The sequence below is a fragment of the Streptomyces luteoverticillatus genome (assembly GCF_003970715.1).
GTDB lineage: Bacteria > Actinomycetota > Actinomycetes > Streptomycetales > Streptomycetaceae > Streptomyces > Streptomyces abikoensis.
Map to the genome: position 1 here is coordinate 2,918,099 of NZ_CP034587.1, position 13,564 is coordinate 2,931,662.

At 71.9% G+C, this 13,564-nt stretch carries 15 protein-coding genes and 1 riboswitch; of the genes, 5 read left to right on the forward strand and 10 right to left on the reverse strand.

Going from position 1 to position 13,564, the window contains the following annotated elements:
* The first annotated feature begins 36 nt into the window (after nucleotides 1–36).
* The 4 genes from EKH77_RS33000 (at nucleotide 37) to EKH77_RS12630 (ending at nucleotide 2,015) form a co-directional block, all read left to right on the forward strand.
* A complete protein-coding gene (locus EKH77_RS33000; protein ID WP_164737789.1) occupies nucleotides 37–189 on the forward strand; it encodes a hypothetical protein in 153 nt (50 codons plus the stop codon).
* Nucleotides 186–1,370 carry a protein-L-isoaspartate(D-aspartate) O-methyltransferase gene (locus EKH77_RS12620; RefSeq protein ID WP_240667333.1) on the forward strand — a complete coding sequence of 395 codons (1,185 nt, stop codon included), beginning with the start codon at nucleotides 186–188 and terminating at the stop codon, nucleotides 1,368–1,370. The genes EKH77_RS33000 and EKH77_RS12620 overlap by 4 nt, the downstream gene beginning before the upstream one ends.
* A 106-nt stretch (nucleotides 1,371–1,476) precedes the next feature.
* Nucleotides 1,477–1,749: a type II toxin-antitoxin system Phd/YefM family antitoxin gene (locus EKH77_RS12625; RefSeq protein ID WP_126914490.1), complete on the forward strand. Its 273-nt coding sequence runs from the start codon at nucleotides 1,477–1,479 to the stop codon at nucleotides 1,747–1,749.
* Nucleotides 1,746–2,015 carry a type II toxin-antitoxin system RelE family toxin gene (locus EKH77_RS12630; RefSeq protein WP_126914491.1) on the forward strand — a complete coding sequence of 90 codons (270 nt, stop codon included), beginning with the start codon at nucleotides 1,746–1,748 and terminating at the stop codon, nucleotides 2,013–2,015. The genes EKH77_RS12625 and EKH77_RS12630 overlap by 4 nt, the downstream gene beginning before the upstream one ends.
* Before the next feature lie 4 nt (nucleotides 2,016–2,019).
* On the opposite strand, the gene EKH77_RS12635 is transcribed toward EKH77_RS12630, so the two are convergent.
* The 10 genes from EKH77_RS12635 to EKH77_RS12680 form a co-directional block, all read right to left on the reverse strand.
* Complete coding sequence (locus tag EKH77_RS12635; RefSeq protein ID WP_126914492.1) at nucleotides 2,020–2,961, reverse strand: Ppx/GppA phosphatase family protein; 942 nt, start codon at nucleotides 2,959–2,961, stop codon at nucleotides 2,020–2,022.
* Nucleotides 2,958–3,494 carry a DUF501 domain-containing protein gene (locus EKH77_RS12640; RefSeq protein WP_126914493.1) on the reverse strand — a complete coding sequence of 179 codons (537 nt, stop codon included), beginning with the start codon at nucleotides 3,492–3,494 and terminating at the stop codon, nucleotides 2,958–2,960. The genes EKH77_RS12635 and EKH77_RS12640 overlap by 4 nt, the downstream gene beginning before the upstream one ends.
* Before the next feature lie 71 nt (nucleotides 3,495–3,565).
* Entirely contained in the window at nucleotides 3,566–4,042 is a 477-nt protein-coding gene (locus EKH77_RS12645) for an FtsB family cell division protein (protein WP_126914494.1), read from the reverse strand.
* 129 nt (nucleotides 4,043–4,171) lie between these two features.
* A complete protein-coding gene (gene eno, locus EKH77_RS12650; protein ID WP_126914495.1) occupies nucleotides 4,172–5,452 on the reverse strand; it encodes a phosphopyruvate hydratase in 1,281 nt (426 codons plus the stop codon).
* 262 nt (nucleotides 5,453–5,714) lie between these two features.
* Nucleotides 5,715–6,467 carry a transglycosylase family protein gene (locus tag EKH77_RS12655; protein ID WP_126914496.1) on the reverse strand — a complete coding sequence of 251 codons (753 nt, stop codon included), beginning with the start codon at nucleotides 6,465–6,467 and terminating at the stop codon, nucleotides 5,715–5,717.
* A gap of 4 nt (nucleotides 6,468–6,471) precedes the next feature.
* Nucleotides 6,472–6,656: riboswitch (cyclic di-AMP (ydaO/yuaA leader) on the reverse strand.
* Between the two features lie 259 nt (nucleotides 6,657–6,915).
* Nucleotides 6,916–7,932, reverse strand: coding sequence for a transglycosylase family protein (locus EKH77_RS12660; protein ID WP_346429055.1), 1,017 nt, complete (start codon nucleotides 7,930–7,932; stop codon nucleotides 6,916–6,918).
* A gap of 183 nt (nucleotides 7,933–8,115) precedes the next feature.
* Entirely contained in the window at nucleotides 8,116–9,387 is a 1,272-nt protein-coding gene (locus EKH77_RS12665) for a cytochrome P450 family protein (protein WP_126914498.1), read from the reverse strand.
* A gap of 73 nt (nucleotides 9,388–9,460) precedes the next feature.
* Nucleotides 9,461–9,892 (reverse strand): DUF6479 family protein, encoded by a 432-nt coding sequence (locus EKH77_RS33005; RefSeq protein WP_240667334.1) that lies wholly within the window; start codon nucleotides 9,890–9,892, stop codon nucleotides 9,461–9,463.
* 75 nt (nucleotides 9,893–9,967) lie between these two features.
* On the reverse strand, nucleotides 9,968–11,005 hold the full coding sequence (locus EKH77_RS12675) for a nucleoside triphosphate pyrophosphohydrolase (RefSeq protein ID WP_126914500.1): 1,038 nt from the start codon (nucleotides 11,003–11,005) through the stop codon (nucleotides 9,968–9,970).
* Between the two features lie 94 nt (nucleotides 11,006–11,099).
* On the reverse strand, nucleotides 11,100–11,720 hold the full coding sequence (locus tag EKH77_RS12680; protein WP_126914501.1) for a SurA N-terminal domain-containing protein: 621 nt from the start codon (nucleotides 11,718–11,720) through the stop codon (nucleotides 11,100–11,102).
* Between the two features lie 323 nt (nucleotides 11,721–12,043).
* On the opposite strand from EKH77_RS12680, the gene EKH77_RS12685 reads away from it, so the two are divergent.
* Nucleotides 12,044–13,498 (forward strand): DUF2079 domain-containing protein, encoded by a 1,455-nt coding sequence (locus tag EKH77_RS12685; RefSeq protein ID WP_126914502.1) that lies wholly within the window; start codon nucleotides 12,044–12,046, stop codon nucleotides 13,496–13,498.
* The last annotated feature ends 66 nt before the right edge of the window (nucleotides 13,499–13,564 follow it).

The following is a 13,564-nucleotide window of genomic DNA, read 5'->3' on the forward strand; positions in this document are numbered from 1 at the left end:
CGCACGTGCCCATCCGAATAAGCGAAAGGGTGCAAAGTGTACATTCAGTTCGTAACCGCCGTCGACGGCGGGCGCGGCAAGGACGAAGGCGAGGGGGACGGACACCCCGGGCAGCCGTGGACGCCGCCGGCCGAGCCCCCGTCCCCCGACGGCGGTAGCCCCGAGGGAGACGGGGCCCACCGCAAGTGACGTTCAACCCGCAGGTGGAGCGCCCCAGCCGACATGAGCTGGGGCGCGTCCTCTTCGAGACGAAAGCGATGTCGTCGGACTGGGCGCCGACCTTCGCCGCCGTGGACCGGGCCGCCTTCCTGCCCGATCTGATCTGGCCGTGGGACATGGAGACCGGTACGAGCGTCGCCGTCGACCGGACCACCGACCCCGACGGCTGGTACGCGGCCGTGGACAGCGACCAGCCCATCGTCACCCAGTGGGACGACGGCGAGCACTCCGGCACCGCGCCAGGACATCTGTCGACGAGCTCGTCGTCCGCGCCGTCCGTGAACTACGGGCTCTTTCAGGATCTGGACGCCGACGAGGGCATGAACGTGCTGGACGTGGCTACCGGGACGGGTGAGACCGCCGGGGCCCTGTACCACCGCTGCGTGGGGTCACGCGGGCGCGGACGCGTCACCACGATCGAGATCGACCGCACCGTCTCCATTCGGGCCCGCGAACGGCTGTGCGCGGCCGGGCTGTACCCGGACGTCGTCGTCGGCGATGGGTTCGGCGGCCACGCGGGTCACGGGCCGTACGACCGCGTCCTCGCCACCGTGGGACTCCGGGAGTCCCCGGGGGCGTGGCTGCCGCAGATCCGCAAGGGCGGGATCATCGTCGCCCCATGGGGCACGCACTACAGCAACGCGGACGCCGTGGTTCGTCTGAGGGCAAACAACGGAATCGCGCTCGGCCACTTCACCCGCCCCGTGGAGTTCATGAAGATCCGGGCCCAGCGTTCGCCCCGCCGACCGCACGCGGAATACGTTCCGGCGGGCACGTTCGACAGCGCGGACACCTCCACCACAGCGGTTACCGAGTCCGAGTTCATCACCGGCCGGTACACCGCCCTCCCGTTCGCCCTCGGCCTCCGGGTGCCGCACTGCGTCCAGGCCGTCGCCGACGCCCGTGACGGCGCTCGTCCCGTGTGGTTCTACGGGTTGGGCGACCGCTCCTGGGCCTGCGTGATGTTCCGGGACGGGGAAGAGACCCGCGTCTGGCAGGCGGGCCCGCGCCGGCTGTGGGACGACGTGGAAGCCGCCTTCCGGTGGTGGCAGAAGCAGGGCAGACCCACGCACGACCGCTTCGGGCTCACCGTGACACCGGACGGGCAAGAGGCATGGCTCGACACGCCGGGCGACTCCTGGCCGGTGTGAGGCAACGAGGTGCCCCCGGCCCGCGCACAACGGGCCGGGGGCGTTCGCAAAGTGCCGGAGGAAGCGCCACCGTGCGCGTGTACACGCTGATGCGTACACTGGTCTCATGACCGAGAACACCGTGACCGTACGGGAAGCCCGCGCGCACCTCGCCGACCACATCAACCGGGCCGAGGAAGGCGTTCCGACTGTCATCACGCGCAACGGCGCTCCGGTGGCAGCGGTAGTCCCGATCGCGGACTTCGAGGCACTGGAGGAAGCGGCCGACGTCATGCTGGCGCGCGAAGCCGAAGCGGTCCTGGCCGAGGGCGGCCGCACAGTGACGATGGCGGAACTGCTGGCAGACCTGTTCACCGAGCAGGACGGCGACGCGGCGTGAAGTACGCGTTCCGGTTCACTGCGGCGGCGCAGCGGGGGCTCCGGGCCATCAGCCGGCCCGACGCCATGCGCATCCTGACCGCGCTGACCGCGCTCGGTGACGACCCGTACCGCGAGGACGCCGACGTCAAGAAGCTCACCGGCCCGTCCGGGCTCTACCGGCTCAGGGTCGGAAGCTACCGGGTCGCCTACCAGATCAACGATGGTGAGCTCGTCATCCTCGTCGTCAAGGTAGGCGACCGGCGGGACGTGTACCGCGGCCTGTAGGCGGTCAGGCCAAGGACCACGCGATGCCGTCGAGGATGTCGTGCTCGCTCACGACGACCTCCTCGGCGCCCACGCGCTCCATCACGCACTGGAGGATCAGCGCGCCCGCGGCGATGACGTCGACGCGGCCGGGGTGGAGCACCGGGATCGCGGTGCGCTCCTCGTGGGTGGAGGCGAGGAGGCGGGCGGTGATGTCCTGGACGCGGGCGAGGGGGATGCGCGCGTGGTGGATGGCGGTGGAGTCGTACTCGGCCAGGTCGAGGGCGATGCCCGCGACCGTGGTGACCGAGCCGGCCAGGCCCACGAGCGTGCGGGCCTCGGTGAGCGGGACGGTCTGCCCGGCGAGGTCGAGGGCGGCCTCGACGTCGGCCCGTATGGCGGCGATCCGGTCGGCGGCCGGCGGGTCGGAGACCACGCCGTCCGTCACGAGGTGACGTTCCGTCATCCGCACGCAGCCCACGTCCACGCTGCGCGCGGCCCGGACGTGCTCCTCGCCGACGACGAACTCGGTCGAGCCGCCGCCGATGTCCACGACGAGGAACGGCTTCGCCAGGTCCGCGCGGCCCACGAGCTCCTTGGTGGCGCCGGTGAAGGAGAACTCGGCCTCCTGGTCACCGCTGATCACCTCGGGCTCCACGCCCAGGATGTCCTCGACGCCGCGCACGAACTCCTCGCGGTTGGAGACGTCCCGGGAGGCGGACGTCGCCACGAAGCGCACCCGCTCCGCCTTGAGGTCCTTGATGACCTCCGCGTACTCCCGGCACGCGGCGAACGTGCGCTCCAGCGCCTCCGGCGCGAAGCGGCCCGTGCGGTCCACGCCCTGGCCGAGGCGGACGATCGTCATCCGGCGGTCGAGCTCCACGAGTTCGCCCGTGTCCGGGTCGCAGTCGGCGACCAGCAGCCGGATGGAGTTCGTGCCGCAGTCGACGGCGGCGACGCGGGTCACGCGCAGCCCTCCTCACCGGAGCACGGGTTCACGCACGGGCCCTTGCTCCACCACTCCGGCAGCAGCGCGATGGCCTCGTCGCCGAACGGGTTCACGCCCGGGCCGGCCGCCAGCGAGTGGCCGACGAGCACGTGGAGGCACTTCACCCGGTCCGGCATGCCGCCGGCGCTGGGGAAGCCCTCCAGGACCTCGATGGCGTCGCGGCGCGCGATGTAGTCCTCATGGGCGGCCCGGTAGGCGGCGGCCAGCTCCGGGTCCGTCGCCAGCCGGTCCTGCATCTCCTTCATCAGGCCCGAGCCCTCGAGGGTGCCGATCGCGCCCGCGGCCCGGGGGCAGGTCAGGTAGTAGAGGGTGGGGAACGGCGTGCCGTCCTCCAGGCGCGGCGCCGTCTCGACCACGTCGGGGTTGCCGCAGGGGCAGCGGTGCGCGATGGAGCGCAGTCCGCGCGGCGGGCGGCCCAGCTGCTCCTTGAACGCGGCGATGTCCGCGTCCGTCGGCTCGGTGGGCTCGGTCTTCGGAGGAGGCGTGTCCATGTGCTCGCTCGTGCTCGATCGGTCGGATGCGTGATGTCGGGTGCGTAAGAGGTGTGTGCGGGGTCGCCGGGTCAGCGGTGGGCGTCGGAGGCGTCCACGTCGTCGAAGAGGTTGCTGTACCAGGGGCGGTCGGCGGCGCCCTGGTCCTTGTGGCGCCCGCCGTCGGCGCTGCCGTCCACCACGGTGTAGCCGGTCTCGCCGGGGCGTACGAAGTGGAGGTGCTCGCGCGCCAGCTGTTCCACGTACGCCGGGTCCTCCAGCCGGGCCTTCTCCTCGTGCAGCCGCTTGACGTCCTCGCGCGCCTGCTCCGTCCGGTGCCGCTGGTCGGCGATGTCCGAGCGCTGGGTGACCCACTGGCGCATGGGGTAGGCGAGGGCGACGACGAGCGAGCAGACGACGAGCGCGAGGAGCGCCGCGCGGCCGGTGAGCCGGGAGCGGCGCTGCGGGCGGGCGCGGTAGACCCGGGCCCGGGCCGCGGTCGGCCCCTGGACCAGCGCCGTGCCCAGCGCCTTGAGCCTGGTCGCGGTGGAGAACCGGTCCGCGCCCACGTCGCCTCCCCTGGAGAGTCCGTTACGAACGTACGTCCCCGGACACGGTACGGGACCGCGGCCGGGGACGTACGGAGACTGGCGAGAAGGTCAGCCCTTGAGGCTCAGCCCTCGCTGTGCCTTTCGGGCTCAGCCCTTGAAGCGCGGGAAGGCGCTGCGGCCGGCGTACACCGCGGCGTCGTCGAGGATCTCCTCGATGCGCAGCAGCTGGTTGTACTTGGCGACGCGGTCCGAGCGGGCCGGGGCGCCGGTCTTGATCTGACCGCAGTTCACGGCGACGGCGAGGTCGGCGATGGTGACGTCCTCGGTCTCGCCGGAGCGGTGGGACATCATGCACTTGAAGCCGTTGCGCTGGGCCATCTCGACGGCGTCCAGGGTCTCGGTCAGCGAACCGATCTGGTTGACCTTGACGAGCAGGGCGTTGGCGGAGCCCTCCTCGATGCCGCGGGCCAGGCGCTCGGGGTTGGTGACGAACAGGTCGTCACCGACGATCTGGACCTTGTCGCCGAGCTTCTCGGTGATGGTGTTCCAGCCGGCCCAGTCGTCCTCGAACAGCGGGTCCTCGATGGAGACCAGCGGGTACGCGGCGACGAGCTCGGCGTAGTACTCGGTCATCTCGGCCGCGGTGCGGTCCTTGCCCTCGAAGGTGTAGACGCCGTCCTTGTAGAACTCGGAGGCGGCCACGTCGAGCGCGAGCGCGATGTCCTGGCCGGGGGTGTAGCCGGCCTCCTTGATGGCCTCGAGGATGAGGTCGAGGGCCTCGCGGTTGGAGCCCAGGTTCGGGGCGAAGCCGCCCTCGTCGCCGAGACCGGTGGACAGGCCCTTGGCCTTCAGCACCTTCTTGAGGGTGTGGTAGACCTCGGCGCCCCAGCGCAGGGCCTCGGAGAAGGACTCCGCGCCGATCGGCGCGATCATGAACTCCTGGATGTCCACGTTGGAGTCGGCGTGCGAGCCGCCGTTCAGGATGTTCATCATCGGAACGGGCAGCAGGTGCGCGTTCGGGCCGCCGAGGTAGCGGAAGAGCGGCAGGTCGGACGCCTCGGAGGCGGCGTGCGCGACGGCCAGGGAGACGCCGAGGATGGCGTTGGCGCCCAGGGAGCCCTTGTTCTCGGTGGCGTCCAGGTCGAACATGGCCTGGTCGATCAGGCGCTGCTCGGTGGCGTCGTAGCCGACGAGCTCCGGGCCGATCTGCTCGATGACGGCGAGGACGGCCTTCTCGACGCCCTTGCCGAGGTAGCGCTTGGGGTCGCCGTCACGAAGCTCGATGGCCTCGAAGGCGCCGGTGGAGGCGCCGGACGGTACGGCGGCACGGCCCGTGGAGCCGTCGTCGAGGCCGACCTCGACCTCGACCGTGGGGTTGCCTCGCGAGTCGAGGATCTCGCGAGCTACGACGACGTCGATGGACGGCACGAGGGTCTCCTTCGTGGGTGTCTGGAGTTCTGCACCACGAGCCTAACGGGCCCCGGAGCGTGCGCCCGCCCTTGCCCTGTCGCCCGGGCCGAAAATTGGCACAAACGCCGAGATCCCCGGACGAATCGTCGGTGTGTTCGCTCAACAGCGGACCGGCAGAACGAGCGGAGCCCCGCTCCGATGCGGCTCGGGGGGAAGTCGCATCGGGGCGGGGCGGTCGCTCGGCCGGCCGGGGTCGTCACCGGCCCCGGCCGGCCTTCGCTCAGCGCAGGTGGAGCTGCTGGCCCGGGAAGATCACGTCCGCGTCGGGCACGATCTTCTTGTTGAGCTCGTGCAGCTTCTGCCAGCCGCCCTGGACCTTCTGGGACACGGCGATGGTGGCGAGGGTGTCGCCCGCCTTCACCTGGTACTCGCCGTCGCCCTTCTGGACGGTCTGCGGGGCGGTGTGCTTCGGCGCCGGGGCCTCGTCGTCGGAGTCGTCCGACTGCTGGACGGGCTTGCTGCTGTGGTTGCCCTGCGGCGCGGCCTGGCGCTTGCTGCGGTCGGCGTGGGACTGGGCCTTGCCGTAGGCACCGGAGGCGGACTTCGTGGACTTCTTCGCGACGTAACCGCCGTCGGAGTCGTCCGTGTCGACGTTCGCCTTGGCGCCACCGCTGGTCAGGCCGCCGTAGCCGGCGCAGCCCCAGGCACCCGGGCCCTGCATGGCCAGCAGGCGCTCGGCGGTGGCGATCTGCTGGGACTTGGTGGCCAGGTCGGCGCGCGGGGCGTACTGCCCGCCGCCGGCGGCCTTCCAGGAGGAGTTCGAGAACTGCAGGCCACCGTAGTAGCCGTTGCCGGTGTTGATGTGCCAGTTACCGCTGGACTCGCATTCGGCGACCTTGTCCCACGTGGAGACGGAGGCGGCGTTGGCGGAGGTCGCGACCATCAGAGGGGCTGCGACAGCCGCGCCGGTGACGCCGGCGAGCGTGACGATGCGGACGGCCTTGGACGGACGACGGTGCTTGCCCTTGGACATGAGTCGGTTTCCTCACCGACGCCTACGAGGTGAGCTGTCGGGTTCGGGCTGTGAGTTCGCCCGGCCCGGTGCGCTTTCGCGTTCCCGGGCTTCACCCCAAGCCGTTCCGCTCCTTCGGCCATGTGGCCTTGGGACCGTTCCGGCGACCTACCTTGGTTCCCCCGCTCCTGCCTACGGCGCTTGCGCGACGACTCCCCCGGCCGCCGGCAGGATTCGGCGTGCGGCCGTGGTGCTCGCGGTGGCGAGCGGTGACGACGGTAATCACAGGCGGCCGACGGGTTCAAACCCCACTTTTCAGCCACCAGCGGCCAGAGTTACCCCCGGAAACCAGACGTTTCCGCAGGTGAGAGGCCATTCGAGCAAAACGGATTCGAGGCATCCGACGCTCCGTCAACGAGACCCATGTCTCACTTTCGACTGGAACGGACATTCGCCTCGAACCGGAGCGCTACTTACGGATGTCAAGCCTCTGACCAGGGCGGATAAGGTCCGGATCAGAACCGACCAGTTTCTCGTTCTTCTGATACAGCGTCTGCCAGCCTCCGGTGACCGAGTGTTGCTCGGCGATCTCTGACAGGTTGTCACCGGGCTGCACGGTGTAGTCGTTCGCGGCCGGCAGCTCCGCCCGGCTCTCGCCGCCCCGGGAGGGCCGCTGAGCATCGCCGGAAGGTGACGGGTCGGCACGGTGGCGGCCCGTTCCGGGAGTCGCCCCGGTGTCACCGGGAAGCGGTGAACCGGACGGCGAGGTTCCTGTTCCAGGAGTGTCCGAGGGCGTGTTCGCCGGGGTGTTCGAGGGGCTGCCGACCGGGGCGGTGGGGATGGCGGTCGGATCGGCCGACGCGCCGGGGCTCGTACCCGTCGTCGGCTGTCCCGTCGGCTGTCCCGACGGGTCCTTGCGGTGCTTGCCGCCGGCCGCGTCCGGGGACGGGCTCGTGGAAGCGGAGGGGGTACCGGAGGAGCCCGGCGTGGGCGAACCGGACGAAGTGGGCGCGGGCTTGGACGACCCGGAAGACGGCTCGGACGGCGCGGGCGACGTGCGCTCGGGAGCGGGCTGGTTGCCGCGCCCGGGCGTGCGGGGGCGGCTGGGCTCCGGCGCGGCGGAGGACGACCCGTCGCCCGGGTCCACCTCAGGCGCCTTGTCGTCGCCCTGAGCCGCCTCGCCGGCCAGGCCGGAACTCACCGCGCAGGTGCGCCAGGTGTCGGCGCCCTCCGCCTTGAGGATCCGCTCGGCCACGGCTATCTGCTGGGACCGGCTGGCCAGGTCGGGGCGCGGCGCGTACGCGATGCCGCCGTTCTGCTCCCACATCTGCTGGGTGAGCTGGAGACCGCCGTGGAAGCCGTTGCCGCTGTTGGCGCTCCACATCCCCCCGCTCTCACACTGGGCGACCTTGTCCCAGGTGCCCGCGTCCGCGGCGACGGCGGAGCCGGTCGCCAGCAGCGGCAGGGCCGCGCTGGAGGCCGTCACCCCCGCCGCGACCACGATGGCGGGTATCTGACGAGGACGGCGATGTCTACCGGATCCAGAGAGCATGGGCGGGCCTCTCGCGTAGGCGGCGTTCGATTGGTCGCAGACCATAGCGAGGGCTTCCGGGAGTCACAAGCCGGTGTAGCGGAGGTCACGTGCCGATAACCACCGTTTGACGTGGCGTCACAGGGCGTGGCTTTTGGGCGTGAACTCCACGGGCAAAGTGCGCAATCCACGCATGATCAGGCCACCGCGCCAGCGCAGGTCCTCGGGTTCGGCGGCGAGGGACAGATCGGGCAGCCGGCGCAGCAGCGTCGCGATCGCGGCCTGTCCTTCGAGGCGGGCGAGGGGCGCGCCGAGGCAGTAGTGGATGCCGTGTCCGTAGCCCAGGTGCTGGTTGTCGCGCCGGGACAGATCCAGGGTGTCGGGGTCGGCGAAACGCTCCGGATCCCGGTCGGCGGCGGCCAGAACGACCAGCACGGGATCGCCCTCGGCGATGCGCTGCCCGCCCAGGACCAGGTCCTGGGTGGCGAACCGCCAGGTGGCGAGCTCCACCGGGCCGTCGTAGCGCAGCAGCTCCTCGACGCCCGTGGCGAGGAGGCTCTCGTCGCCCTCGGCGAGGGCCCGCTGGAGCCGGGCGCGCTGCTCCGGGTGGCGCAGCAGCGCGTAGGTTCCGTTACCGATCAGGTTCACAGTTGTTTCAAAACCGGCGAACAAGAGGATGAAGGCCATCGCCGCGGCCTCGTTCTCGGTGAGGTGCTCGCCGTGGTCGCTCGCCCGGATGAGACCGGAGATGAGGTCCTCACCGAGGTCCTCGCGCTTGCGGTGGATGAGCTCCGCGAGGTACGTCCGCATCTTCTTCACCGAGCGGGCCACCCCGCCGCGCGGCCCGCCGCCGTGACGGATCATCATTCCCGCCCAGTCCCGGAAGTCGTCCTGGTCCTCGCGCGGGACGCCGAGCATGTCGCAGATGGCGTAGATGGGGAGGGGAAAGGCGAACTCGTGGATGAGATCGGCCTCCCCCTTCTCGACGCAGGGTTTATCGAGAATGGCGTCGATCAGCTGGTCGGTGAGTTCCTGGACGCGGGGGGCGAACTCGGCGACCCGGCGGGGGGTGAACGCCTTGGACACCAGCCGGCGCAGCCGGGTGTGGTCCGGCGGGTCGATGTTGAGCAGGTGCGTCATCAGATTGGCGCTGCGCTCGCCGGGGATGCCGACCTTGCCCTTGCCGTGGGCGGTCTCGGAGTGGTGCACGGGGTTCTTCGACAGCCGCTGGTCGGCGAGCGCCTGCCGGGCGTCGGCGTAGCGGGTGACCAGCCATGCCTCGACACCGCTGGGCAGCTCCGTGCGGTGCACGGGGGCGTGCTCGCGCAGCCAGGCGTACGCCGGGTAGGGGTCGGAGGCGAACTCCCAGGTGAAGAGGGGTGGGGCGGGGGGCGTGTGATTCTCGTGCACGCCCCGACGCTACCTACCCGGCGCCACCAGAGCGCCACCCAGGCGCCCAGCCGCCCAGCCGCCCGGGCGTCACCTAGTGGTGGCCACCGCCGCCGCTGCCGAAGGCGCCGCTGCTGCCGGGGTCCCATTTCTTCCGCTCCTCGGAGAGCTCCTCGGGATGGGCGGGCGGGTTCTTCATCTCATGCGGAAGGACCCGCTCCCCGTCGGCCTCCGGGTGGAGCTCGTCCGGCTCGTGGTGCTCCGTGACGTACCCGACCGCCTCCTCGTCGTGGGCGTGCCCGGGGCCGTGGTTCGGCGAGGTGGGCCCCCGTTCGTGCTCCTGCGGGGTCTGCCAGGCGCCCTGGCGGCGCTGCGGCTGGCTCGGCGGCGGGGGCTCCCGGTCGCGGACCCTCCGGCCGACGACGATGGCGCCGATCAGGATGGCGACGACGAAGAGCCCCACGATGAAGGGGGCGATCCCGCCGAGCTGAGGGGGAGCGGCGAAGTCCATGGGAACGGTGCGCATGGGACTCGGGTACCCGCCGGTCGCCCCCTCAAGACCGCCACTGGGCCGAACGAGTGAGCGAGCGCCCCGTCCGCGCTACTCCGGGGCCCCGCCCCGGGCCTCCTCGGCGGCCCGGATCGCGTCACGGTACGTCCGCGCGGCGGCCCGCAGGGCGGTCTCCGGCTCGACACCCGCCGCCTCCGCCCGCACGGCCAGGGCCAGCAGCTCGTAGCCGACGCCCTCCCCCTCCGGCAGGGCCACCGCCAGCCGCTCGTGGCGGGCCCGGGAGGCCAGCTTCGCGGCCAGCGCCAGGGCCGGCTGGCCCAGCGGCACGCCCTCGGTCACCGACTCCCGGCGCTTCTCGTCGGCCTTCGTCCGCATCCAGTGCGCCTTGACCTCCTCCGGCGTCTCGGCGGACTCCTCGCCGAATACGTGCGGGTGGCGGTGGATGAGCTTGTCGACGATCCCGGCGGCGACGTCGTCGACGGAGAACGGCTCGTCCGGGTCGTCCTGCGCGATCCGGGCGTGGAAGACGACCTGGAGCAGGACGTCGCCCAGCTCCTCCCGGAGCGCCTCCCGGTCACCGGTCTCGATGGCCTCCAGGAGCTCGTACATCTCCTCCAGCCCGTACTTCGCCAGGTCCTCGTGGGTGCGGATCCCCGTCCAGGGGCAGGACACCCGGATCCGGTCCATCACCTGCACCAGGTCGAGCAGCCGGGCGCCGGGCAGGTCGTACGAGCCGGGCAGCAGCTCCAGCGCGGGCATCGACTCCCGGCCGGAGCCGGCCAGCCGGGCCAGGCCGTCGGTGAGGGCCGACTCGCCCTCGGCGGAGGTGAGCACCACGACGGTGCGCCCGCCCGCCGCGCAGTAGTCGACGAGCTCCCGCGCCGCCGGCGCCGCGTGCTCGACCACGACGCCGGCCTCCCCCAGATACGGCAGCTGGGGGTGGCCGGCGTCGGCGCACAGCACCCGGTCGGCGGCGCGCAGCGTCTGCCACGCCGGCCAGGACAGCAGACCGGGGGCGACCCGGTGGCTGGTGGTCAGCAGGACGATACGGCCGAGGGGGTCGCCCCCGGGCGCGTCGGCGGGGACGTCGGAGGCGTTCGCGGAATCATTCGCACGGCGGTCGGTCACATGGCCGAGCCTAAGGGCTCCGCCGGGGGACCGATTCTTCGTCTGCGGGCCGGTCGTGGCCGGTCGCGCAGTTCCCCGCGCCCCTTACGGGCGCTCAGGCCGGCTGTTCGGGGGCGGCCTGAGCGGCGGGGCGCAGCCAGGGCTCCTGGACGGGCCGGGCCGTGCCGCGCCTGGCGTCCCACGTGCCGTAGCGCGGATTGACGTCGACGCGCAGCGCCTCGGACGTCTTCATCAGCGTGTCGACGGTACGGGCCTGGCCGAGCTTCTTCTCCAGCTTGGCCCGGACGAGCCCGGCCGACAGCTCCTGGTCGACCTGGTCCGGGGCGATCCCCGCCGCGAGGAACCGGCTGTCGACCGCCGCCGAGCCGCCGAGCAGCTTCTCGACCTCCTCCCGGCGCTCCTGGAGCTCCCGCCGGGTGACGTCGACGCCGTTGTCCCGGCCGGCGGCCTCGATGACCCGGTACTGGATCAGCCGCACCAGGGTGTCCTGGCTGAGCCGGGCGCTGCTCGCCAGCAGCTGGCGCCCCTGCGGCGCGGACCGTTGCGCCTCCCGCACGTCCTCCACCTGGCTCTGGAGCTGGGCGACGGTGATCCGGTCCTTGCCCACCACGGCGGCGGCACCGGGGTGCGGAGTGGATCCGCAGCCGGTGAGCAGGGGCACGGCGGCGAGCAGCCCGGCGGCGGAGACGGAGAGCGCTGTCCTGCGGCGGATCATGAAGCCTCCCGGCGACGAAAGATCGTGCGGCATACGTGGGCAGGGGCGTTGAGCAGGGGCGGGGCGGACCCCGCGGCGTGCGGTCCATCGGCCTGGCGTTGATCGATGGTAGGCAGTCCGCGTGGCCCAAGCCACTGATTCGGCCAACGATTCGCGGTCCGCCGGGATGCGCGAACGATCCCGGCGCGCGACGGCATCGTGACGCCCGCCGCCGAGGACGCATACTTCAAGACCAGCGGAGCGCACGGACCGCAAGAAACCGGCCGAAGCCGGCCAAGGGGCCCGAAGGCCCCGTTGACGAGCAGGAAGAGAGAGGACCGCCCATGGACTCGGCCACCGCCGACGTGTCGGCAGCAGGCCACAGCCCGGCCGAGGCCGCACCAGCCGGACGCCGCCCCATGTCCGCCCGGCTGCGCGCACCGGGACTGGACCCCTACTGGCTGGGCGCCGTCCTGTTCGTCCTCTACACCATCCTGTCCGTCAGCCGTCATCTGCGGATGCTCACCATGTCCTGGGACCTGGGCATCTTCGAGCAGGCGATACGCGCCTACGCCCACTTCCAGGCGCCCATAGCCGACCTCAAGGGCCCCGGCACCAACGTCCTCGGCGACCACTTCAGCCCCGTCACCGCGCTGATCGCCCCGCTCTACCGCGTCTTCCCCACGCCCATCACCCTCCTCGTGGTCCAGGCCGCGCTGTTCGCGCTGTCGGCCGTGCCCGTCACCCGGCTCGCGGCCCACCTCCTCGGCCGCGGCCGGGGCCTCGCCATCGGCATCGCCTACGGACTGTCCTGGGGAGTCCAGCGCGCCGTCGACTTCGACTTCCACGAGATCGCCTTCGCCATGCCGCTGCTGGCCTTCTCCCTGGAGGCCCTGGTCCGCCGGCGGTGGACGGCCGCGGTGCTCTGGGCCGCGCCCCTGGTCCTGGTCAAGGAGGACCTCGGCGTCACGATCGCGACCATCGGCGTGGTGATCATCGTCCGGCTGCGCGGCACGGGCCGCGACCCCCGGGCCACGGCCCTGGCCACCGGACTGGTCACCTTCGGACTCGCGGCCACCGCCCTCGCCCTCGGCGTCATCATCCCCGGCTTCAACAGCAGCGGCTCCTACGACTACTGGAACAAGCTCAGCGGCGACGCCGGACCCGCCCCCACCATCCCCCTCGACACCGCCGTCCGCACCCTGGCGTGGACCCTGCTGCCCACCACCGGACTGCTGGCCCTGCGCTCACCGGTGCTGCTCGTCGCCCTGCCCACCCTCGGCTGGCGGTTCGTCTCCCACGACGACCACTTCTGGGGCACCGACTGGCACTACAGCGCCGTCCTGATGCCCATCGTCTTCATCGCCCTCACCGACGCGCTCGCCAAGGCGCGCGCCACCGGCCGGCCGTGGCTGCGCCGCTACGCCCACCAGCTGCCCGCCGCCGTCCTCGCCGCGGCCCTCGCGCTCACCGCGTCCCTGCCGCTGTACTCCCTGACCATGCCGGACACCTACCGGATACCCGAGAGCGTCAAGGCCACGGAACGCCTCTTCGACCGGATCCCCGACAACGCCACCGTCGAGGCCGACATCACCCCCATAAGCCGGCTCGTCCAGCGCTGCCGGGTCTTCTGGATAGGCGGCACCCAGGGCATCGTCCCCGACTACATCGCGCTGCGCATCGGCGACGGCAGGACCGCGAACGACCTGGTCGAGGACGCGCGGACCCGGCACCCGGGGGCCACGTTCACCGTGCTCGGCACGGAGAGCGGCTACGCCGTCCTGCGGCACGTCGGGTAGGCCGGGGCCCGGCCCCGGCCCCGGACTCCCGGCGGAGCGCTCCGCCGGGAGTCCGGTACGTCACCT